The following is a 24,325-nucleotide window of genomic DNA, read 5'->3' on the forward strand; positions in this document are numbered from 1 at the left end:
AAAAAAACCGAAGTATTTCTTCGGCTTTAAAAACTAAAAAAATTAACTTATCTGCTGTATGCCGTCAAAACAGTACTGCCCATCAGCTTCCCATTCTTATTAAAGGTTTCTTGTTTGACCATACCCACGCCCTCGGCTAGCCATAGTCTTGAGGAAAAGGTTTGGTTGGCCATCATCATTTTTGATTTGGTGTCATTGGTGATGACCATGCAATCAAAAGTGCCTGCCGGGGTAGTGACCGATTCCTGCTTTTCTACCTTTCTATTGATTTGGTCAACACTCATGTTCATGTTCATGCCGCCCATACTGATTTTGACGGCCACATTGGCATCTTCGAGTTCTTGACCTACAGAAAGGTTGTTGGGCAGTTCAATATCGGTGCCGCTGATTTCCATTTCCATATCCTTATAACCTTCCAACATACTTGCGGGTATCAGCGATTCATAATCGATCATTACCTTGTTTTCGGTACAGCTGAATCTATACTCGGTATTGTATATCTCCTTTCCTTTATGGTCTTTCATGGTAATATCCATAATCGCTTTTGTGGTTGCACCGCTGTTGGTCACTTCTACTATTTCATAATTTGCTACGGTTTCGACCTTGTCTTTTTTACCATAAGAGGTATATTCAAAGGTGGCTCCTTCCTCTAAGGGGTAATACTGGCTGCAATCTGACTGTGCATTTGATATACATATTCCCACCATTAGGGCGAATACATGAGAAATAAGACTTTTCATATTATTTTTTTGTTTGGTTATAGTTTTATGAATTCAACACGCCTGTTTTTAGCCTTGCCATCGGCAGTATTATTGTCACCTATGGGTTCTGATTCACCCTTGCCTTCGGAAACAAGTCTATCGGATGAAACCCCATAAATTGATATCAATGTGTTTTTGACGGCCTCGGCCCTGGCTTTTGAAAGCTTCATGTTGGTGTCATCCGCACCGTCGGCATCGGTATGTCCGATTATCTTTAACTTCATGTTGCCTTCTTGTTGCAACACTTGATAAATTTGACGTATTATGCCCATGGACTGTGGTTGTATGTTTGATGAGCCGGAATCAAATAAAATCCCGTTAGTGGATACATTACCTTGCGAAATCAACTTTTTGCGTAAATCTATTCCGCCTTCTGCAATTTTTAGATTGGTGATGAACAACCGTTCTTTACCGTCTTTAAAACCTACAGGCTCTAACTTGAAAGTTGTAATTTTCCCTGCTGGTACAATTCTAGGGATGTCTACATATTTTTTTTCGTTGATCCAGAGGCGAAAACGTTCTTTGTTGACGGCTACCGAAATATGTGGGGTATCCATCATAATCTTACGAATATCGACAGATATATTGTTGTCTATCACTTTTTCCCTGTCCTTTCGACCCCACATGCGCAATGAAGATGCTATGTATTGGCAAAAGGGTAGATAGGCATATACAGCATTTTGCCCATAACCAAAATTGTCGCTTTCGTCCAATATAAAATGTAATTTTGCCGTTGATGATGTTTTTGTGTCGACCCCTGTCGTGAAAATATCGAACTCAATGGTATACTCTTCTGGGAGTTGCTCCACGTCAGGGATGTAGTAGGATGACATCTTCATGTCAAACCATCTTGCATCGTCAATCATCACAACTTCGCCACCGCCATTGGTATTCCATTTTGAAGGAAAATCACCAACGAAATCGTCGGCAAAATCATCGAAGTAGAGCAATTTGTCACCAGGTACAAAATCAAATTTGCTGTATACGGCAATCTCTTCTTTTTTTTCAGCTATCCCTGTATTGTCAGGGATATCTGTATCACTTTCATTTGTTGGGTTCTTTTTGGTAGTGGGTGTTTCATCGTTTTTTGGTTGCTTCCCTTTTTTTTCGGGATACAGAATACTATCCATTTGTTTTTCGGTTTCCCTTTCTGTTTTTTCCTCCAATTTTCGCTCAACGGTCTCCTTTGCTCTTTTTTTTATTTTTTTCCAGATTTGGGCATTTGTGTTGGGAATAAACGCCAGGATAAAAATCAGGGGTAATCCCGAACGTAAAATTGTAAATAGAGATTTCATTGTATGTACTTTAATTTACGATTGGTCTTAAAATTAAATAAAAGCCAAATCGAATGTGTGAAATCTGTATAGTCGGTAAAAAAATATGTATAATCAGTTTATTTTGTAGACAATCAGCGAGTTGTCCTGGTCCTTTACCGTAAGTTCAAGTTTTGAGTCATTGTCAATATCGGCCAGATCAATGGTAGAGTTGCCAAAAACGGGAAAGCTTTGGATGGGCCTTGCTTGGCTATCCTTAGTCATTAATACTTAAATAATTGCCATGCTAGTTCAAGAAGTTTTTCTTCTCTAGTATTAAATTTATTTTTTTATAATAAGCTTATTTATGCTTTGTTTTTCGTTAGATATTTTTACCGCATAAACACCAATTGGCAAATTACTTAGGTCATATTCTGAGGATTCCTTATCTATCAAACCATTCATGACTAGCTGACCACTCATTGAAAAAATAGATATTTTACTTTTTTCTTCTATTGCATTAATGAATAGTTTATTTGCTACCGGGTTGGGGAAAAGGACGGCTTCAAGTGTCTCAATTTTATTGTCTGTATAGTTGATTTTATTCTTTTCAAAATAGGGAAGTGCATAATTATATGCATTCAAACCTATTTTTCTGCCAATTACACGGCCTGGAATATCATCAACTGGCGGATGGATTCCCCCCCATATTCTGGAAAGACTAGTCTGGTCTGATGCATCTTTGTAAGTGGCCCACTGTAGCTTGATATCAACCGAAGGCCCTTTTTCAAATACCAAAAATTCGTCTTTCTTGGCAACAAATTCACCCATTCCACCGGGAAAATACTCGTCTCCGGTTATCAATGTCAACACCTCTGCAGCAGCACGGGAAAATGTTGAGTGGCCTGAGACATAACCGGCAAATGGTGGCGTTACGAAACTGGGGCGTTGATATGGCCACCAATTTTCTGCCAGAACCCAACCTACCCCAGCTACATCAGTTTCCGAGTTATTTATGGCACTATGTCCCAACCAGGAATACAACTTAATCTTACCTATGTGCTCGCCATTATTCCCGCTCAAGGAGTCATTAGGTCCAATAACTTCAATATAGCCATCTTTGAGTTTGATGCCATCTGGATGATAATTGGGTTGCATAGTGTCTGAACTCTGGCCTAATTCACACATATAACGTATCGCGGAAATTGGCCTTATGTAGTCATGCCAACCTTTAATCGACCATGCACTCACAGCGGAATCGTGCATGGCACCACCCAATATAAAGTATGATTTCACATCCCATTCCAAGATATTTAATTCATCACCTTTACCATTAAACTTGCGTGTGAAAAGCTCGTGGTCTGTTACATAGTTCAAAATAGTAAACCAGTGACCTGGTGGCGTTTCAGAATCAGGACCATCTGCCCAGAATTCTGCTAAGACCCTTGTGTAATCACCTCTAGGAACTATTTGCTCTTCATATGGATTACCTGTTTTTGGGTTCATACTATGCCCATTACCGACATCACCGCCATTTAACTCGTCATAGAACGTTGAATAATCTGTAAAAGAATCTGGAAATGAATTAAAATTCACATTACCAATGGATTTAGGGGAAATATCCCACATAACACCATCTGTCGGATCTAAATGAGAACCCCATATTGAAACTAAAGAAAAGTTCCATTTATAATTATCTTTGGAAGATTGCTCCGGTGAATTTAGTTTTGGAGGGACATTAGGATTGTGATAAACAGTAAAGTCAAAACCGTCCCTGCTAAAAATATCTTTATCTTGAGGTAATAAGGCAAAAGGTTTCACATTTCCCCATTCTGGACTTAAAAATGTTGGTGTAGACTCTGAAATTAAATTTCCGCTTTGGTCTACAAAAGTTGTGAATTTTAAGGGTTGCCATCGATTTGGATCAATAACTCCTGTTGATATGTATGTTGAAGAATCTAAATCCAAACTTGGATTTACAGGGCTGTAAAAAGAATTATCGTAATCTGTTGTTTCTCTTGAATTATCGTTTAAACCATAATCTATAAGTGTTTGCGCTACATAATTCCCAAAGTTGGCTGCCTCGCCTGATTCATAATCTGTTGATGTAATATCGGTATCATAACCCAATTGATCCATTACTGACTTAAACATAGATAATGACTCGTCAGCGCCAGGAGAATTTCGAAAACGATGATTTAACAAGCGGTACATGGCATAGCTTATGGACTTTGTCAATGAAACATCAATATCTTCTTTCGGGATAAAATTTTTGAGTGTACTAGTAAAATCATGAACTTCATTTCCTAATAAATAAGGATTTGTTCCATGATAAACTGCCCAAATGTCATACATGGCGACACTACTGTGAAAAAGATTTCTAGCGTGTACCGTCGGCCTTGCAAAATCATTTCGTATAGCTTCCAACAGCACTTCATTCCAGACTCTTGCTATTGATATATCTTGCGGTCTGTTATAGATGTTTAATGTCACATCTAAAGTCTTTGTTGAATTAAAGCAACTTTCACTCTGCTCCGTTACAGAGACTTTACCGTTTTCACTAAGTCCCCATTTAACCGATATGCTATTTGTGTCTTGACCATTAATTATTTTTCCACCCTCAACGTTCCATTTTAATTGAGAATTATTATCAGAAACATATACATATGTTTCTATCTGACTAAGCCCCGATTCTTTAGGGCCTGAAATTTCGTTTGAAGAACCGTATTGGCAACTACCGTCATCTATTGTTGCCAATGGATTATAATTACACGAGTTGAAATCGGTACATCCAGGAATATCTTCAACAGTAGTCTCGTTTGTAACAGTCAAAACTTGATTTGCTTCAACGTTTTTTAATATTGTTACTGTATTATCTGGCCATTCTATTCTTATTTCTTCTACATTGTTGTTTGTGCCAAGGCCGAAGAATGCTTCTGCTGGCTCTTGGCCATAAAAACTGGTACCAGCAGAAATTAGGCGGGTACCACGAAGATTATTCGATTTTATTTTAATCGTTGCTCCTATCGAGTAGTGGTTGCTGCCGTACATTCTTGGTTTGATGACAATAAAATTTCCAGCATTAGAATTATTATTTAAGGAATTCTCGTAAAGTAATACAGGTTTGTTGTTGCTTTCGTTTTCTTTTAATGTCTGTAATAAATCAAGGTCCCCATCTCTATCCATATCAAAAGCTAGCAAGGTCGTAGCAAATAAATTATCATTAAAACCCGAAGCGTTCGATACGTCGGCATAAGATTCCCCTTGATTATTGATCCAAAGTCTGGATTTGTCAGCAGGGTAAGATATATATCCATTGGTAGTTGCTAAGTCCAACCATCCATCATTATTTGCATCAAAAAATGTTGTGCCCCAATCCCAACCGCTATCTGAAACCCCTAAAGACCTAGAAACTTCTGTGAATTTCAGGGAATTGCCTTGAGAATTATTTTCCAAAAGGATGTTGTATTTGCCATCAATAGTAATGTTTGTAGCATAGATGTCAAAATCGCCGTCATTGTCATAATCTCCCAGAGCTATTCCCATTTCGTTGAAAGCACCATTAACTCCTGCGGTTGAGGCTACTTCATCAAATGTGTTGTCACCTTTGTTAAGCCATAGCTCATTAGGTTTAAAATCAACATTTATGTACAAGTCTTGAAAACCGTCTTTATTAAAATCATAAAACATTGGTTGCCAGTAGTCCTTCGTTGTTGTATCTAAAAGGCTAGAACTACTAATATTGGAAAAAGTTCCATCGGTATTGTTCAAAAAGAAAGAACTTTTACCTTTCCAAAAGGTAATAAAGAGATCTAAAAACCCATCATTGTTAATGTCCCCCGCAGATAATCCTCCAGTTGTTATCAGAGGGTTTGCGATACCAGAATCGTATATATTACCGAAAGTGAGACCGGCTTGCTCAGTGGTTTCAGTGAAATACCCATCCAAAGTTTGTTGATATAAGCTAACCATGATTTTAGAATCACAATCTATATCAATACAATTCCCAACTACCAATAGGTCTAATAAGCGGTCTCCATTGTAGTCAAACCACAATGAAGCATTGCTTGGTTTTAGGGATGCTAAACCGACTTCTGAGGCTATATCCAAAAAAATACCTTGACCATCATTTCTATACAGACGGTTTGGTATTCCAGAATCTGTTGCCAAAAAAAAGTCGATGTCACCATCGTTATCAAAATCAGCCAAAGAAGCACCGTAGCCGAAAGGCTGGGATAGTTCTGTAGCATCTTGAATTCCAGAGGATGCCGTGATATTAGAGAAGACTGGTGTTTGACCAAAAAAACTGTTACTAAATAACAATAGTATAATTACGACTACACCCTTTCCCATAATGTTAAATATTTCACAACTTACAAATTTATATAAATATTCTATTGGTTACCAAACAGTTTGAGCTTTTTGTAAACTAATTAAGCGTAAGTTTCTTTGGGCATCAATTACGAGAATTATAAAAAATAATGGTAAAAATTAAACCTGTTGGTCAAATTCAGTTTATTTTGTAGACAATCAGCGAGTTGTCCTGGTCCTGTACCGTAAGTTCAAGTTTTGAGTCATTGTCAATATCGGCCAGATCAATGGTAGAGTTGCCAAAGACGGGAAAGTTTTGGATGGGCCTTGCTTGGCTATCAAACAAATATACCTTTTGATTTTGTATGTCGGTTACCGAGACATAAATTTTGTCGTTGAGATAAAATATCGTTGGTTTGGTGTATACGCCTAAATCCATTTCCATTTTTTTCCCTTTTATGGTTAAAATATTATCGTTCATTACTGCTAAAGTTTTACTTGTAGCATCAATGCCGTGGTCTTTGTTCAGATTAAGCGGGGTTTTTATTGTCTTACCTTTAGTGTCTGTAGCGAAGAGATTTCCTTTTACATCAGTGACTATAAACCTGTTGTTGTGGAGATGGGGGTTATTTTGTGAAAAATTTATTTTTTCCTTCACATTTATTCTGTTATCCCCAACACGGTTCAATATTTTTAAATCTCCGTTTTCCAGAACAAATACCAAATAATCCTTTTTGTTCAATCTAAAATGGTTTGGTGCTGTAAGAATTGGGCTTTTGGCTTTGGTATATTTGAAACCCGTAACGATTTTCCCTTTGTTATTGTACATGAACACTTTATCGCCCTGCGTGATTACAAACCGGTAATCTTTTTTTTCATCATAATCAAAAACTGCTAACGGATTCAAGTTGCCGCCACTGAACGATATTTCAAAAGGTTGAACCAAATCCCCATTGCGGTCGAGTATCAAAAATTGGTTATCGGTACAAAACGCCAATTGTAACCTACCGTTTTTATAAATGTCTACTTGATGTACCTTTCCTTGAATACGTCCCTTTAATTGTTTTTTCCAAAGTACCTTGCCCTTGGTAGAAATTAGATATAGATTGTTTTCTTGATCTTGTACAACAACTTCTTTTTTATTGGTTCTATGGTTTATGATGAACTGAGGGGGTGTTGCAATATCATTATCCAGCAGTACGGTGAAAAGTGGAGCCGTAATATTGGGCTTTTGGTTATTTTCCGTTTTTTTGATGATGATATTGGTATGATAAAAACCATTGTCAGACGTTGCTTGGGCGGAAAACGAATATTTTTTGATTTGTTCGTCTTCTATCTCAGAAAGAAAATCAGAATCTATCCAATTGGAAAGACCTTTAAAATCAGCTATAAATTGAACTGATGCTTCATTAGCGAGTTCATCTTGCATACTTTGATACAAAATGGATTTCTCAAACGAAGATTTACCATTAAAACTACTTATCACAGTTTGCAAAGTCTCCCTGTTTTCCGAAAAAACCATAGTGTTGTCCAAAAGCACGAAATGGTTGGCTTCAAAATCTTGTACCAATGGATTTAAATAAAAGTTGAGGAAATCATTTTTATCAAGCTCTATGATTTCATGACCTTGATAGTTGAAAGCGTTCCTTCTTACAGTATTCAAAAATTCAAATATGCTTTCGGCGTCATATGCATTTATCAGTATCGCCCTAGAATTGTCGAAATGTAGTTCTCCGATTTCTTCTATGGTTTTGAAAATAGTGTCTGAAACCGTTGAATTATTTGAATATGATTGTCGGTTTTTAGAAAATTTGCTAAAATCATCAAATGTATATGTGAACAGGGTATTGGTATTTTGTGGCGTAACCAAAGCAGCTTTACTATTTAAGGGACTTGTGTTTTTAAAAAAGTTCAAATAGTTTTTTATCGAGTCATTGGCTATGCTGATGCCATGTAATTTCACATAGTTTTGGCCCAGGTCAACATCCAAAGAAATCCAATCGGCAAAACCTGTAAGGCTTTCTTTTTTTTTAAGTATCGGAGAGAAAAGGGAATGACCTGCTTTGGTGTTTATATAAATTGAAGCAGATTTGTTGAGATCGGATATGGCGAATAATTTTTGTAAAGTCGGTGCGATGTTTTCTTTTTCAGTGCTTAAAATACCATTCTCCAATATTGTTTTGGAAGATGCAATTATGGTTTTTTCATCTATTCTGGTTTGATAAAATATAGATTCATTCAATGTATGTTTTTTGATAACGTTACCCTTGTATACTATTTCTTCTATGGTTTTATTTTTGATTTTATCAAGTTGTATGTTGAGAGTGCTATCGTTGGCAATAAAAAAATAACCTAAATCGTCTTCATCCACTTCGATAAGTGCCAAAACACTTTGATTTTTCGTTTGAACAAAATCAAGGACACTTATTTTTTTTGAGAAAGCACTGTAGTTTTTTGAAGTTTCGACCTGTTTTATAAAAAAACTGTTCTTTAATCCGCTTTTGAAGGCTTGATAGTCATTTATTTTTATTACCGTGGATGCACTCGATGGCACATAATCCAATAACCTAGAGTTGGTTTTTAGGGGTTCATTGCAACTTAAAAAGAATAGAAACAAAATGGGTAAGGCTATTCTTAAGATCATCTTAGCGATTTTTCACAAATTTAGATATCTAGTCTTAGTTGTTCGGGCAATTGTTTAAAACTTTTTCTATGATATTTTGTGATGCCATATTTACGGATAGCCTCACGGTGTTCTTTCGTAGGATATCCTTTATTACGTTTCCAGTTATACATAGGATATTCCAAATGTATTTTTTCCATGTAGGCATCCCTATGCGTTTTTGCCAAAACTGAAGCAGCGGCAATGCTCATGTATTTGCTGTCTCCCTTAACAATACATTCATAAGGTATGCCATGGTAAGGTTTAAACCGGTTTCCGTCAACGATTATAAACCTAGGTGGGTTTTTGATTTGGTCCAGGGCGCTATGCATTGCTAAAATTGATGCATTTAGGATATTTAATTCATCTATTTTTTCCGGATAAACATGAGCTACACCAAAACCAATGGCAAGCTCTTCAATGTAAGGACGTAAAACATTCCTCTTTGTTTCAGATAGTTGTTTGGAGTCGTTAAGGATTTCATTTTCGAACTTTTTTGGGAGTATAACAGCTGCAGCGGTGACTGGCCCTGCCAAGCACCCTCTGCCAGCCTCGTCTGTACCGGCTTCATGAAAATCATTAAATATTTTGTTCAACATTTTTCAAAAATATCAAAAGATTAAATTATTGCTTAAGTAATTTTCATTTAAATGTTAAAAACAATTATAATCCCCAGTTCAGGCGTTCTTTTATTAATGTTTTCATAAAAATTTGTTTTTTTTTAACAGGAATACAAGTGATGTCAAAGTATTTTTTGGATTATTAACTATTTATTAAGACTTTTGGCACAGACTAATTCAAAAATATATTAAATGAAATCTAAATTAACTTGGATGTTAACGCCTTTGTTGGTGTTATGCATGTCTTTCTCCTCAGCACAGGAGAAAACGATTTCGGGTAATGTGACCGATCAAAACGGTTTACCGCTTCCCGGTGTATCTATTGTAGTTGTGGGAACTTCTTCTGGAACGCAAACAGATTTTGATGGTAACTATGCTATAACTGCCGATGTGGGTCAGGTTTTGCGTTTTAGTTACATAGGTCAAAAAACGGCCAACAGAACCGTAGGTGCCAGCGATACGATAAATCTTCAAATGGAGGAAGATGCCGAGGCGCTCGAGGAAGTTGTGGTCGTAGGATACGGTACTTCTACAAAGCAAGCATTTTCGGGTACGGCAAAGACAGTTACCGCCGAAGATATTGAGCTGAAAAACTTCTCGAATGTTACTCAAGCTTTAGCGGGTGAAGCTGCTGGTGTGACCGTTATCAACACTACTGGGCAGCCAGGTTCAACTTCTACGATTAGAATTCGTGGTTTCGGATCAGTGAACGGCAACAGGGCGCCTCTATATGTCGTGGATGGGGTTCCATTAACTACATCTTTCACAGATGGTGATGGCGATATTAATAATGATAGTAGTTTAAATGCTATAAATCCTTCGGATATTAAAAGTACTACTATTTTGAAAGATGCTACTGCTACTGCTATTTATGGTTCTAGGGGTGCAAATGGTGTTGTTTTGATTACAACCAAATCTGGTTCTGCTAATGAGAATTACATTGAAGTTGATGTCAGAACTGGTATCAACACTCAGTTAATCCCTAGATATGAAACAATAAGCTCTCCTGAAGAGTCTATAGGTCTTATCTGGGAAGCAAAACGTAACAGGGAGTTGTTGACCGGAGATGGTACGGGAGCGGTTGGTGACCTTGCTGCCGCCAATACTTTTGCAAGTGACAACCTCTTTGGTACTGTTGCAACGAGTTTTCTAGACCCTGGATATAATTTGTGGGATACCCCTGGGGCTAACCTGATTGATCCAGCTACTGGTCAGGTAAGGTCAGGTGTTGGTAGAAGATACACTCCTGAGACTTTTGAAGAGGTTGCTTTCAACCCTGCATTCAGAACTGAGGCCAACTTAAAAATGGGCGGCGGTAGTGAAAAAGGTAGGTTTTACGCTTCTGTAGGGTATTTGGACGATCAAGGTTTTGCCATTAGGACAAGCTTTAGAAGATATAATGCACGTTTAAATGTTAATTCCGATGTGAAGGATTGGTTGAATTTAGGGGCAAATATTGGTTATACATATTCAGAAACAGTGAATAATGGTCAGACCGTCGGCTCTGAAAACGTTTTTGAATTTGCAAACAAAACGCAACCTATTTTTCCGGTATTTTTAAGGGATGATGATGGTAATTTTGTGCCCGATCCGATTTTTGGAGGCAACCAATTAGACTATGGTTCTGCGTCTGGCTTTAGGTCAAGGCCCAATGCCGATAACCTAAACCCCGTAGGTTCAGCATTGTTTGATTTTAATGGAACAGATAGACATGAAATAATCACTAGCTTCAATTTAACGGCTAAATTAGCCAAAGGTCTTACAGCGGAATCTATCTTTGGCGCGCAATATTCAAATAACGTATTCAAGTCCATAAGTAATCAATTTTATGGTACGGGAGTCTCTAACGAGGGAGATTTGACGCAGAGTGAAAGGGAATCGATTACTGTGAATTTTCTACAGTTATTGAGGTATCAAAAAGAGTTTGGATTGCACTCTTTCGAAGCTTTGGTTGCTCATGAAAGTAATTATTTAAAGCAAAGCTTTAATAGTGTTTTTAAAACTAAGGCAATTATCCCCGGTGGAGACCAATTGGATAATTACATAGTTGCTCCAAATCAGGCCACAGGAAGGTCTGTTGCTCGTAGTTTGGACTCATATTTCTCGCAGTTGAACTACAATTATGACAACAAATATTTCTTGACCGGTTCGGTTCGTAGGGATGGTTCCTCTAGGTTTGCGAATAACAAATGGGGTACTTTTGGTTCTATAGGTGCTTCATGGGTGGTTTCCAATGAAGATTTTTTGTCCAACAACGATTTTCTTAACTTTTTGAAAGTTAAGGCATCATGGGGTAGAACGGGTGACGAACAAGGGGTTCCCTTCTTTACTGGAATTAATACATTTTTAGTCACTAACGTAGGTGGTGAATTTGCTGTAGCTCCTGAACTTTTTGCAAATCCTAATTTAACATGGGAGACAGCGCAACAGTATCAAGTAGGGGTCGAATTTGGATTAGGCAATTTCCTGGACGCTACTGTTGATTATTTTATAAAAGACACGGATAATCTATTTTTTAGTAGAAGAAATGCTCCATCAACAGGTGTGGCTATCATTAATGTAAATGATGGCGAGTTGAGAAATTCTGGATTGGAGTTTGATTTGACTGCTCACATCTTAAAAACAGAGAAAGCCTCTCTGGATTTTACGATCAATGGAGCTTTCTTAGGTAACGAGTTATTGACTACTCCCATTGATCCAGAAACTGGAGAGCCTGCCATAATAAATGAAGGTGTTGGTCCTGGAGGCCATTATGCTTTTGCAGAGGGTAGATCTATTTTTGATTTTTACATGAGGGAGTATGCTGGTGTGGATCCTGAAGATGGATTCCCGCAATGGAACCGATATTTTGATGATGTAAATGGAAATGGTACCTTTGATGATGGTGATACTTCAATACAATCATTAACACCGTTTTTGGCAGAAAACCCTGATGCAAATGTGGTTAGTGAAGCAACTAAAACATACGCTGATGCTACATTGAAGTTTGTTGATGAGTCAAGTATACCTGTTGTTCAGGGTGCATTTCGCTTAAATGCAACAATACATAGGTTTAACTTATCTACACAGTTCACCTATTCATTAGGTGGTACGGCATACGATGGTCAATATGCAGAATTAATTCATGACAATAATGGAGGTATATTGGGCACAAACAGGCATGTAGATGTGCGTAACAGATGGCGTCAACCTGGTGATATCACTGATGTTCCTCTAATAGCAGATAGGGTTATACCAAATATAACTTCCAGGTCAACACGTTTTTTAACCTCTACAGACTTTATAGCTTTAAATAATGTGGTGTTAGGTTATACCTTTTCTGGCGACGTATTAAAGCAATTGGGCATGAGCGGGCTTAATATGTATGTATCTGGAGACAATTTATTCGTTAAAAGTGCTAGAGATGGCTTTATACCTTTTACAAGTGAGACAGGAAACTCTGTGAGGCGTTTATTCCCACCTTTAACTACTTTTACATTTGGTGTTAAAGCAAAATTTTAAAAAAAAAAATATGAAAAATAACTTAAAAAAAATACTTAGTGTATTGTGTACAGTACTATTTTTTATAGGCTGTAGTGAAGACTTTTTGGTTGAAGAACCTCAAGGTGCTATCGTGAATGCAGATCAGTTATCTGAAGCGATAGATTTAAACCCAGACTTGGGTGAGGCAACTGTAACTGGTATTTATGCTACGATGTTTACCACTGAAACAGGTGGTACCACATCCCAACAGGATTTCGGGCAGAAGGGATATGATATTTATTTGGACATGCTTTCTGGTGATATGGCTTTAACACTAAGTAGTTTTGGCTGGTATCGTGCAAGAATTACAGAGCTACAGGGCCCCGTAGATTTCACGCAACAAGAAAATTATCAACCATGGCGTTACTATTACAGGATTGTTAATCTTGCAAATCTGGTGATTGAGAGCGTAGGTGGTAACGATGCTAACCCCGAAGATCCTAGTATCAGGGGTATTTTAGGCCAAGCTTTAGCCATGCGAGCTCACTCTTATTTTTATCTTACACTGTTTTTTATAAATGATGTAGAGGCTTCATGGACTTCACCTACGCTTCCTATTTATGATGTTCCTGGACTGGTTGGTAAACCTAAATCAACAACTGAGGAGGTATATCAATTAATGGAGAGCGATTTAAATAAAGCCATTAATCTTTTGGAGGATTTTAATAGAACGGCTAAAACACAGGTAGATCAGTCTGTTGCTCAAACAATGTTGGCTTATGTGCTTGCCTCTCGAAGAGATAGATGGTCTGATGTTGTTACGTTGACTGCCGCAGCGTTGGCTAACACTAGTGCAACCCCTATGGTCGCTGATTTTGCGATACCTGGTCAAACACCTGTTACTAATACAGATGACATTAGGGGAGGTTTTAATGATGTAGGTGCCTCTGGCTGGATGTGGGGCGTGGACATTAATGCTGATATTGGTTTAGGACTGGTTTCGTGGTGGGGTCAGATAGATGCCTTTTCATTTAGTTATGCTGGTTTTGGCGACAACAAAGCTATGGATATAGGTTTGTACGAAAGTATGGCAGCTGATGATATACGTAGAGAGCAATATTTAATTGATCCTGATGCTACAAATCATTTACAACCCTATTTTAAGTTCTATGATTCTGACAGGGTGTTTAGAGGTTCTTCACAAATTGTAAAGGCTGATTATATATATATGCGTGTTGAAGAGTTGATTCTTTTAAATGCTGAAGCTCTAGCTAAATCTGGACAAGAACCAGAAGCTAGAACTGCTCTTGAAGGCTTTGTTGAGACTAGATTAACAAGCGGAGACGCTTCTTATATTGCTGGTTTAAGCGGGCAAGCCTTAATAGATGAAATTTATAAGCAAACTCGCTTAGAACTATGGGGAGAAGGTAAAAGTTATTTGGCTTTGAAGAGAAATAGGGCCTCGGTTACTAGAGGAGCAAACCACTTATCTTTCGTAGGTGTTACTATGCCACATGATGATGAGCGTTTGACTTTTGAAATTCCTCAACAAGCGATTCAGGATAATAATTTTATTAATGACCAAAATTAATATTGTTTTTTACATAAATTGAAAAAAGCCACCCTTCATAGGGTGGCTTTTTTCAATTTGATTTTTACCTGGTGTAGTTTAAACTTTTAATTTTATTGAATTATTTAAATTTTTATAATATGGGTATTATATTATAAATCATTTATAAAAATCAAAAAGTGAATATACGTTGTCTGTTTCTTATGTTTATATGTTTTGGTTGTACAACAAAAACCAAAAATTTGGATAAAGATTATTTATTTAAAAAGTTGCCTTATGATGTAACGGGTATTGATTTTATAAATCAAATTGAAGAGGACCCTATTCACAATATTATCAATTACATCTATTATTACAATGGTGGTGGTGTTGCGGTAGGAGATATAAATAATGATGGTTTATCAGATATTTTTTTTGTGTCTAATCAAAGGGAAAATAAGCTTTACCTAAATAAAGGAGGCTTAAAATTTGAGGATGTCACAACATCTTCAAAAATATCCAGTGCCTCTAGCTGGAATACTGGAGCTACTATGGTAGATGTAAACGGTGATGGCTATTTGGATATCTATCTTTGTGCCGTTTCGGGACTGTTGGATTTTAAGGGTCATAATGAACTGTTCATAAATAATGGGGATGGTACTTTTAGTGAAAAATCAAAAGAATATGGTTTAGATTTTAAAGGGTTTTCAACACAGTCCTATTTTTTTGACTACGATAAGGATGACGACTTGGATGTTTACATAGTAAACCATGCGATACATACAACACTATCACACGGTCCTGCGGATGCGAGGAATAAGCGTGAGCCTTTGGTCGGCGACGTTCTTCTCAAAAATGAAAATGGTAAATTTATTGATGTTAGCGAACATACAAATATTTATGGAGGTGTGAACGGTTATGGATTGAGCGCATCAATTGCAGATTATAATAACGATGGATGGGAAGATATATACGTTTGCAATGATTTTCATGAAGATGATTACTATTATATCAATAATCAAGATGGGACATTTAAAGAAAGTCTATCAAAGTCATTTTCTACTATTAGTCGTTTTTCTATGGGAAGTGATGCAGCAGATATAAATAATGATGGCTTTACCGATTTAGTTACCTTAGATATGCTACCGAGCGATGAGCGACTTGTAAAAGAAACGGAAGGTGATGATGCTATGTTCAATATGCAAAATCAACTTAAAAATTTAGGGTATAAAGATCAGTATTCTCGAAATATGTTACAGATAAATAAATTTGGTAAGTATTTTCAAGAAACTGCATTTTTAAATGGTGTTTCTAGTACTGATTGGAGCTGGGCCCCTCTTTTAGCTGACTTTAATAATGACGGTTATCAAGATTTATTTATAACTAATGGTATTTTGAGAAGACCTAATTATCTCGATTTTAAACAATACGTATCTAGTGCATTCAAAAATAGGAGTCCCAACAAGGGGACACAATGGTTGTATAATTCCATAAATGAAATGCCAAGTGGGGAAGTGGCGAACCAAATTTTTAAGGGTGGTTTAGAAAAATTCACTAATGAAAGTGGTAATTGGATTCCCGACACGCCCTCATTTTCTAATGGAGCGGTATATTCTGATTTGGATAACGATGGAGATTTAGATATTGTTGTAAATAACTTAAACAACGTTGCCGATATTTATGAAAACTTATCAAACGAAGAAAAGAATTACATCTCTTTGAATTTTGAATATAGAGATAAAAATTCAAGAGGTATAGGAACTAAGGCTTTAATATATACTAAAAACAAGATGCAATCTAAAAGACTGCTCAAATCTCGTGGTTTTTTATCGTCTGTTGATAGTAAGTTGAATTTTGGTTTGGATACAGTTTCCAAAATTGACTCTATTAAAATAATATGGCCTAATCTAGACGTAAAAACTTTGATAAACCCTCAGGTTAATCAAAACCTATTGGTAAGATATAGTCCTTCAACTGTAAAATATGATTATCAAGTCGAATCAAGTAAGCCATACTTTGAAGAGAGTAAAGAATTCGAGTATATCCATTCGGAAGATTTGTATAATGATTTTCGTCAAGAAAGATTGATACCGTACCAAGTGTCAAAACAAGGTCCGGCTTTTGCTGTTGGTGATATTGATAATAATGGTTATGATGACATATTTATCGGCAACTCTTCGGGCAATAAGCCCGTTATGTTCAAGAACAACGGAAAACGTTTTCTAAAAACATCGATACCTACTATTGAGTTGGATTCATTATGTGAAGATAATGCTGCACTTTTTTTCGATGTTGACAATGATAATGACCTTGATCTATACGTGGCTTCTGGTATTACTTCCTTAAAAAATGGAAAAAGTTTGCAAGACAGATTATATATAAATAAAAATGGAAACTTTGAAAAATCGGAAAACCGAATTCCCATCAACAATTTTGTTACATCATCTGTAGTTGCAAGTGATTATGATCAAGATGGGGATTTAGACCTTTTTGTTGGTAATTTGTCTAAGCCGGATGATTTTGGAGAGTGTGTCAATTCATTTTTGTTGAAGAATGACGGTTCTGGCTATTTTTCTGTTGATGATAATTTTAAATTGTGCTCCATGGTTAATGATGCAATTTGGAAGGATGTAAATATGGATGGCATTGAAGACCTTTTGGTAGCGACGGATTGGGATACGCCTAAAGTCTTTATCAATGATAATAGATCATTAATAGAAATAGATTTGCCTCAAAACATGAAAGGTTTATGGCAATCCATTACTAGTTTTGACATTGATGAGGATGGAGATCAAGATATTATTTTGGGTAATTGGGGGTTAAACACAAAATTTAGTTTAAATCCTCCTCCTTTAAAGATGTACAAAAATGATTTTGATTCGGATGGTAGGAATGAGGTAATTGTAGCATATAATGTTAATGGTAAATATTACCCGATAAATTCTAGAGATGAGATTTCTTCACAAATGAAGGTCATCAGTAAACGATTTATCAGCTATAAGGATTTTGCTTTAAAGACTGTTGAAGATATTGTAGGGAAAGAAGCTGTCAAAAAATCCGAAAAATACGAGGTGCAAAATTTGGCTTCTGGCTATTTGGAAAATATAAATGGAAAGTTTGAACGATTTGTTTTTTTATCAAATGATTTTCAATTGGCACCTATATCATCCTTTTCAGAAATTGAGATAAAAGATGATAAATGTTTATTGGTAACTGGTAATTCATTGAAAGTCAATACATACCATGGGGGTTATACTTCGTTAAAAGGCATTGTTTTAAATGATATGAATCAATTTGAACCAGTTGTGAATTTCGGTATCCAACACATGGATGCACAAATAAAAGGATCTGTAGTCATAGAGATGAAAAATAGAAAAGTACTTTTCATATTGGCAAATAATGACACTATCAAATCATACTCATATGATAGTATTGAATAGCATCACTTGGTGAATATATATTTTTTGCCATGGTAATAGCTGTTTGAATAAGTCTTATGAAAAAATATTTGTTTTAAAGTCAATTTGTTTTCCGTTATAATTTCTATTAGTAAAGTTAATTACTACTTGTTTTTCACTTAAATAGATAAACTGCTCAAATATTGAACTTGTGCTACAAAAGTTAATAATAAAGGTTTTGCCAAATTTAATTTGGATGTAGAGCTTAATTGCTCGGTAATACAAATTCTAAAGTGGATTTAATTCAATAGAAAGGATTATTCTGATATTAATATCTGATAATTGAAATTTAATAGTAAACTATTTATATGATGTCTTAAATTTAAATCCTTGCCATTTATAGTTTTATCTATATCGTAAACTTTCACATTTCATTACGAACAAAAAAATTAACTTTGTGATGTAAGATTACAGTATGAAATATGCATGGCCTGCGCTTTTTTTTCTTTTTTTTCAACTTACTTATTCGCAAGAAGATTCAATACCATCAGTTGATCGTAGTGTAAGTGGACCACCTGTCAAAAAAAAGATTATTGACTCCACTTTAATTCCAGGCAAGGAAGAAGGTAATAAACAAATCACGGTTAGTGATTACAAGATAGTGTCGTTTCAAAGAGACACCATATCTCTAGATACTACCCTTGTTATGGCCAAAGAGTATAAATATAACTATCTGAGAAAGGATGATTTTGAACTAATGCCTTTTGCCAATGTGGGCCAACCTTATAATAGTTTGGGAATGGATTTTGAGAAAATTTCCCTTTATCCTAAAATAGGTGCTGTAGGAAAGCATTTCAAGTATTTGGAAATGGAAGATGTTGACTACTATAACGTTCCAACTCCAATGACAGAGCTGATGTTCAAGACTACTTTCGAACAAGGGCAGTTTTTAGATGCATTGCTTACTTTCAATACGTCCAAAAGATTAAATTTTTCAGTGGCCTATACGGGTTTTAGATCTTTGGGAAAATACAGGTTCAGTCAAGCTGAATCAGGCATTTTTAGGTTTACCAGCAATTACGAGACCAAAGATGGTAGATATTCCTTAAGGGCCCATATAGTCGCACAAGATTTTGAAAATCAGGAAAATGGTGGGATTTCGGATAAAGAGGAGCAATTTGAGTCTGGCGATGAAGACTTTGATGACAGATTCGCTATCGATGTTTTTTTTACCGATGCAGAAAGTAAAATCCTGGGAAAAAGATACTTTCTGGATCAGCAATATAAATTAATAAAGAAAAAAAAGGATTCTACTGAAAAAAAGAACACCTCCTTGGCAATAGGGCATCAATTCAGCTACGAGACCAAATATTATCAATTTATACAAACAGCGCAAAATGACTATTTTGGGAATACGCTAGCAGGAGGCATTATAAATGACAAGTCCAATCTAAAGACTATGCTCAACCAAGTAAATGTAGATTTTTCCAATAAAACTTTAGGAAGATTAAGAGGGGTTCTAAGCATTTACAACTACGATTATTTTTTCAATAGTCTATTGATTACTTCCCAGGGACGAATAGAAAATCAATTAAAAGGAGAGGAAGTACAGATAGGGGGAGATTATCAAAACCAGATAGGAGGCTTTAAGTTAAACGCAAGCTTGCGTTATGGCGTGGTGGGTGATTTGACCAATACGTTGATAAATGCCAACGCATCATATACAATCAACGATGACTATAGCTTTGGTTTTACGGTACACTCATCTTCGGCCATGCCAAATTTCAATTATTTGTTGTACCAAAGCGATTATGTCAATTATAACTGGCAGAACACTTCCAGTTTTAAAAATGTCAATACGAATAGTTTGCAGTTTACTTTCGATACTAGGCTGTTCGGCAACATATCTGCGAAATACACAACGATAGGCAATTACACCTTTTTTGCCCCTGACCCAAGCAATGCAACACCCGAGCAAATCGAAGCAAATCAAGAAAATGCTTTCTTGAAACCATTTCAAGAAGGCAACAGTGTAAATTATCTGAAAATAAAATACAAGAACGAATTCAGGTTGGGCAAGTTTGCGCTCAACAATACCATAATGTATCAAAATGTATCGCAGACAAACCAGGTTTTGAATCTACCAGAATTCGTCACAAGAAACACTTTGTACTTTTCCGATGATGTTTTTAAAAAGGCTATGTACCTTCAGACCGGTGTAACCTTAAAATACTTCACTTCCTATAATATGGATGCATATAATCCTTTGTTAGGGGAGTTTTACACTCAAAATCAAGAAGAACTAGGAGCCTTTCCTATGTTGGACTTCTTTATAAACGCAAAGGTCAGGCAAACTAGAATATTCCTCAAGGCAGAACATTTCAATACCCTTTTTACCCAACCAAACTATTATTCTGCACCAAACTACCCTTATCGTGATTTTGTCATTCGGTTTGGCCTGGTATGGAATTTTTTTTCATAGTATATTTTCTTTTACGGGAACTTTGCAACTCAGGTTGCAAAACGGGCTTTTGCCACTCGCTTTTGCATTAGGTAATGCAAAGAGCTCAAACAAGGGCGCAATCCCTGTTCCTTTTAAAATCAGGTTTTCTTGTAAGCTAGCTTAAGAACGGTTTTGATAATTTTTATAAAAAAAATCATTTCATGTTGTGTAACCAAAAAAAGGTTTTATATTTGCACCCGCTTTAGGGATGGCGATCGAACGTTTCGGTTCCATTTCGAGAGGCGCATCCCCACGGGGGCGATCGGGGTTCCTTTATGGGATTCCTTTGATTAGGGTTCATTGACATATTGGGTACAGTAAAGAAGAAGATAGACCGATGATCGACAACGGTCGGAGAGGGCCCGGGATGTTTTCGTGTTGTGAAGTTATTTGAGATACAACGATGAAGAGTTTGATCCTGGCTCAGGATGAACGCTAGCGGCAGGCCTAACACATGCAAGTCGAGGGGCAGCATTCTGTGCTTGCACAGAGATGGCGACCGGCGCACGGGTGCGGAACGCGTATGGAACCTGCCTTCGCCAGGGGAATAGCCCAGGGAAACTTGGATTAATGCCCCGTGGCACGGTCCCCCGGCATCGGGGGTCCGTTAAAGCTACGGCGGGCGAAGATGGCCATGCGTACCATTAGCTTGATGGTAGGGTAACGGCCTACCATGGCCACGATGGTTAGGGGCCCTGAGAGGGGGATCCCCCACACTGGTACTGAGACACGGACCAGACTCCTACGGGAGGCAGCAGTGAGGAATATTGGACAATGGGCGAGGGCCTGATCCAGCCATGCCGCGTGCAGGAAGAATGCCCTATGGGTAGTAAACTGCTTTTGTACGGGAAGAAACCCGCCTACGCGTAGGCGGCTGACGGTACCGTAAGAATAAGGACCGGCTAACTCCGTGCCAGCAGCCGCGGTAATACGGAGGGTCCGAGCGTTATCCGGAATCATTGGGTTTAAAGGGTCCGTAGGCGGGCCTGTAAGTCAGGGGTGAAAGTCTGCCGCTCAACGGTAGGACGGCCTTTGATACTGCAGGTCTTGAATTATATCGAAGTGGGCGGAATATGTAGTGTAGCGGTGAAATGCATAGATATTACATAGAACACCGATCGCGAAGGCAGCTCACTAGGTATGTATTGACGCTGATGGACGAAAGCGTGGGTAGCGAACAGGATTAGATACCCTGGTAGTCCACGCCGTAAACGATGGACACTAGCTGTCGGGCCTTCGGGTTCGGCGGCCAAGCGAAAGTGATAAGTGTCCCACCTGGGGAGTACGTTCGCAAGAATGAAACTCAAAGGAATTGACGGGGGCCCGCACAAGCGGTGGAGCATGTGGTTTAATTCGATGATACGCGAGGAACCTTACCAGGGCTTAAATGCATTATGACAGGGGTGGAGACACCTTTTCCTTCGGGCATTTTGCAAGGTGCTGCATGGTTGTCGTCAGCTCGTGCCGTGAGGTGTCAGGTTAAGTCCTATAACGAGCGCAACCCCTACCGTTAGTTGCCAGCATGTAAAGATGGGGACTCTAACGGGACTGCCGGTGCAAACCGCGAGGAAGGTGGGGACGACGTCAAATCATCACGGCCCTTACGTCCTGGGCCACACACGTGCTACAATGGCCGGTACAGCGGGAAGCCACGCAGCGATGCGGAGCGGATCCACAAAACCGGTCACAGTTCGGATCGGGGTCTGCAACTCGACCCCGTGAAGCTGGAATCGCTAGTAATCGGATATCAGCCATGATCCGGTGAATACGTTCCCGGGCCTTGTACACACCGCCCGTCAAGCCATGGAAGCCGGGGGTACCTGAAGTCCGTCACCGCAAGGAGCGGCCTAGGGTAAGACCGGTAACTAGGGCTAAGTCGTAACAAGGTAGCCGTACCGGAAGGTGCGGCTGGAACACCTCCTTTCTAGAGAAACGGCGCGATATGCGATGGGCCCCTCCGGTCCCGTTGTCTCCATTGGTCCGATCCTTCTCAAGCTGTACCCATTATCACGATATACAGGGCATGGGTCTCGGGCCGGTGTCCGAAGCAGTCTCATAGCTCAGCTGGTTAGAGCGCTACACTGATAATGTAGAGGTCGGCAGTTCGAGTCTGCCTGAGACTACAAAGCGGCGAAAGCTGCCGGTCAAGGGTCATGGAGTTAAGGTTTTTTTACACTTACCCGATTGACGAAAAAGTTCATTGAGAATAAAGTATTGAAAGGAAATTCTAGAAGTTGAGTAGTAGTTGGAAGTACTGACTACTGACTACTATGTACTAACTACTAGTATATGGGGGATTAGCTCAGCTGGCTAGAGCGCCTGCCTTGCACGCAGGAGGTCATCGGTTCGACTCCGATATTCTCCACAGGGCGTTGCCCTGGGACAATCCATTTTATCCCGGGCCATCGCAAAAGGGGAGTTGCTGATATCTAACCGTCAGTGGCGACCCGCCACAACGTTCATTGACATATTGGGACGGTATGGTACCATATCCTTTAGGGGATGGGTACCGTACGATCATATTTACATATGACAAAACAATAGAGGAAACGAGAGGCGCCGTACCTTCGGGTACAGGTGCGACAAGCAAGAGAAGGGCGTATGGGGGATGCCTAGGCTCTCAGAGGCGACGAAGGACGCGATAAGCTGCGAAAATCCGCGGGGAGGTGCACATGACCTTTGATCCGCGGGTGTCCGAATGGGGCAACCCACTATATTGAAGATATAGTATCCCGCAAGGGAGGCGAACCCGGTGAACTGAAACATCTAAGTAGCCGGAGGAGGAGAAAACAATAGTGATTCCGAGAGTAGCGGCGAGCGAAATCGGATTAGTCCAAACCATCGGTGTCACGGCACCGATGGGGTTGTAGGACCACGTGATTCGAGGAGCGATGAACTAGAACGCTTTGGAAAGAGCGGCCATAGACGGTGATAGCCCGGTATAGGCAAAGACCTTTTGGATAGTGGTATCCTGAGTAGCGCGGGGCACGTGAAACCCTGTGTGAACCCGGCGGGACCATCCGCCAAGACTAAATACTCCTGAGAGACCGATAGTGGACCAGTACCGTGAGGGAAAGGTGAAAAGAACCGTGAACAACGGAGTGAAATAGATCCTGAAACCATACGCCTACAAGCGGTCGGAGCCCATATGGGTGACGGCGTGCCTTTTGCATAATGAGCCTACGAGTTACTTTTACCGGCAAGGTTAAGCCCTTCAGGGGCGGAGCCGCAGCGAAAGCGAGTCTTAACAGGGCGCCTTAGTCGGTAGTAGTAGACGCGAAACCGTGCGATCTACCCATGGGCAGGTTGAAGCTGTGGTAACACACAGTGGAGGACCGAACCCGTTGACGTTGAAAAGTCTTGGGATGACCTGTGGGTAGGGGTGAAAGGCCAATCAAGCTCGGAAATAGCTCGTACTCCCCGAAATGCATTTAGGTGCAGCGTGTAGATAGTTTCATAGAGGTAGAGCTACTGATTGGATGCGGGGGCTTCACCGCCTACCAATTCCTGACAAACTCCGAATGCTATGAAACGTTTCTGCGCAGTGAGGGCATGGGTGCTAAGGTCCATGTCCGAGAGGGAAAGAACCCGGACCATCGGCTAAGGTCCCCAAATATATGCTAAGTTGACAAAACGCGGTGGAACTGCATTGACAGCCAGGATGTTGGCTTGGAAGCAGCCATTCATTTAAAGAGTGCGTAACAGCTCACTGGTCGAGCGGTTCCGCATGGATAATGATCGGGCATAAGCATATTACCGAAGCCATGGCCTTGTATTCATACAAGGGGTAGGGGAGCATTGTAACG

General features: G+C 38.8%; 10 protein-coding genes, 2 tRNA genes and 2 rRNA genes (1 of these 14 only partly in view). 8 read left to right on the top strand and 6 right to left on the bottom strand.

Translation table 11 applies throughout. The annotated features are described in order from the left end of the window. Window positions 1-47: 47 nt before the first annotated feature. The 6 genes from HYG79_RS11440 to HYG79_RS11465 form a co-directional block, all read right to left on the bottom strand. Window positions 48-740 (bottom strand): TapB family protein, encoded by a 693-nt coding sequence (locus tag HYG79_RS11440; protein WP_179242223.1) that lies wholly within the window; start codon window positions 738-740, stop codon window positions 48-50. Between the two features lie 17 nt (window positions 741-757). Beyond that, a complete protein-coding gene (locus HYG79_RS11445; RefSeq protein ID WP_179242224.1) occupies window positions 758-2,056 on the bottom strand; it encodes an OmpA family protein in 1,299 nt (432 codons plus the stop codon). 93 nt (window positions 2,057-2,149) lie between these two features. After that, window positions 2,150-2,299 (bottom strand): hypothetical protein, encoded by a 150-nt coding sequence (locus HYG79_RS11450; RefSeq protein ID WP_179242225.1) that lies wholly within the window; start codon window positions 2,297-2,299, stop codon window positions 2,150-2,152. 57 nt (window positions 2,300-2,356) lie between these two features. Then, complete coding sequence (locus HYG79_RS11455; protein ID WP_179242226.1) at window positions 2,357-6,367, bottom strand: FG-GAP-like repeat-containing protein; 4,011 nt, start codon at window positions 6,365-6,367, stop codon at window positions 2,357-2,359. Window positions 6,368-6,524: 157 nt separating this feature from the next. Beyond that, window positions 6,525-8,969, bottom strand: a complete 2,445-nt coding sequence (locus HYG79_RS11460; protein WP_179242227.1) for a ribonuclease HII — start codon at window positions 8,967-8,969, stop codon at window positions 6,525-6,527. A 20-nt stretch (window positions 8,970-8,989) separates the two neighbouring features. Next, window positions 8,990-9,586 carry a ribonuclease HII gene (locus HYG79_RS11465; protein ID WP_179242228.1) on the bottom strand — a complete coding sequence of 199 codons (597 nt, stop codon included), beginning with the start codon at window positions 9,584-9,586 and terminating at the stop codon, window positions 8,990-8,992. A gap of 213 nt (window positions 9,587-9,799) precedes the next feature. On the opposite strand from HYG79_RS11465, the gene HYG79_RS11470 reads away from it, so the two are divergent. The 8 genes from HYG79_RS11470 to HYG79_RS11505 all read left to right on the top strand — a co-directional run. After that, a complete protein-coding gene (locus HYG79_RS11470) occupies window positions 9,800-13,108 on the top strand; it encodes a SusC/RagA family TonB-linked outer membrane protein (RefSeq protein ID WP_179242229.1) in 3,309 nt (1,102 codons plus the stop codon). A gap of 10 nt (window positions 13,109-13,118) precedes the next feature. Continuing rightward, on the top strand, window positions 13,119-14,660 hold the full coding sequence (locus HYG79_RS11475) for a RagB/SusD family nutrient uptake outer membrane protein (protein WP_179242230.1): 1,542 nt from the start codon (window positions 13,119-13,121) through the stop codon (window positions 14,658-14,660). 221 nt (window positions 14,661-14,881) lie between these two features. Next, a complete protein-coding gene (locus HYG79_RS11480) occupies window positions 14,882-18,058 on the top strand; it encodes a VCBS repeat-containing protein (RefSeq protein WP_228027866.1) in 3,177 nt (1,058 codons plus the stop codon). Between the two features lie 433 nt (window positions 18,059-18,491). Beyond that, window positions 18,492-20,498: a putative porin gene (locus tag HYG79_RS11485; RefSeq protein ID WP_179242231.1), complete on the top strand. Its 2,007-nt coding sequence runs from the start codon at window positions 18,492-18,494 to the stop codon at window positions 20,496-20,498. Window positions 20,499-20,919: 421 nt separating this feature from the next. Beyond that, window positions 20,920-22,443, top strand: a 16S ribosomal RNA gene (locus HYG79_RS11490). Window positions 22,444-22,568: 125 nt separating this feature from the next. Continuing rightward, window positions 22,569-22,642 (top strand) — tRNA-Ile (locus HYG79_RS11495). A gap of 168 nt (window positions 22,643-22,810) precedes the next feature. Beyond that, window positions 22,811-22,884 (top strand) — tRNA-Ala (locus tag HYG79_RS11500). Window positions 22,885-23,098: 214 nt separating this feature from the next. Then, a 23S ribosomal RNA gene (locus tag HYG79_RS11505) occupies window positions 23,099-24,325 on the top strand (it continues 1,607 nt past the right edge of the window). Together the 16S and 23S rRNA genes with 2 tRNA genes alongside form the textbook arrangement of a ribosomal RNA operon.

Origin of the sequence: Costertonia aggregata (genome assembly GCF_013402795.1) — a bacterium.
Taxonomy (GTDB): domain Bacteria; phylum Bacteroidota; class Bacteroidia; order Flavobacteriales; family Flavobacteriaceae; genus Costertonia; species Costertonia aggregata.

What these genes read in the sequence shown, in the direction of transcription:
- HYG79_RS11440 (WP_179242223.1), bottom strand. Translation starts at nt 740, where the DNA reads ATGAAAAGTCTTATTTCTCATGTATTCGCCCTAATGGTGGGAATATGT.
- HYG79_RS11470 (WP_179242229.1), top strand. Translation starts at nt 9,800, where the DNA reads ATGAAATCTAAATTAACTTGGATGTTAACGCCTTTGTTGGTGTTATGC.
- HYG79_RS11455 (WP_179242226.1), bottom strand. Translation starts at nt 6,367, where the DNA reads ATGGGAAAGGGTGTAGTCGTAATTATACTATTGTTATTTAGTAACAGT.
- HYG79_RS11485 (WP_179242231.1), top strand. Translation starts at nt 18,492, where the DNA reads ATGAAATATGCATGGCCTGCGCTTTTTTTTCTTTTTTTTCAACTTACT.
- HYG79_RS11460 (WP_179242227.1), bottom strand. Translation starts at nt 8,969, where the DNA reads ATGATCTTAAGAATAGCCTTACCCATTTTGTTTCTATTCTTTTTAAGT.
- HYG79_RS11465 (WP_179242228.1), bottom strand. Translation starts at nt 9,586, where the DNA reads ATGTTGAACAAAATATTTAATGATTTTCATGAAGCCGGTACAGACGAG.
- HYG79_RS11475 (WP_179242230.1), top strand. Translation starts at nt 13,119, where the DNA reads ATGAAAAATAACTTAAAAAAAATACTTAGTGTATTGTGTACAGTACTA.
- HYG79_RS11450 (WP_179242225.1), bottom strand. Translation starts at nt 2,299, where the DNA reads ATGACTAAGGATAGCCAAGCAAGGCCCATCCAAAGCTTTCCCGTTTTT.
- HYG79_RS11445 (WP_179242224.1), bottom strand. Translation starts at nt 2,056, where the DNA reads ATGAAATCTCTATTTACAATTTTACGTTCGGGATTACCCCTGATTTTT.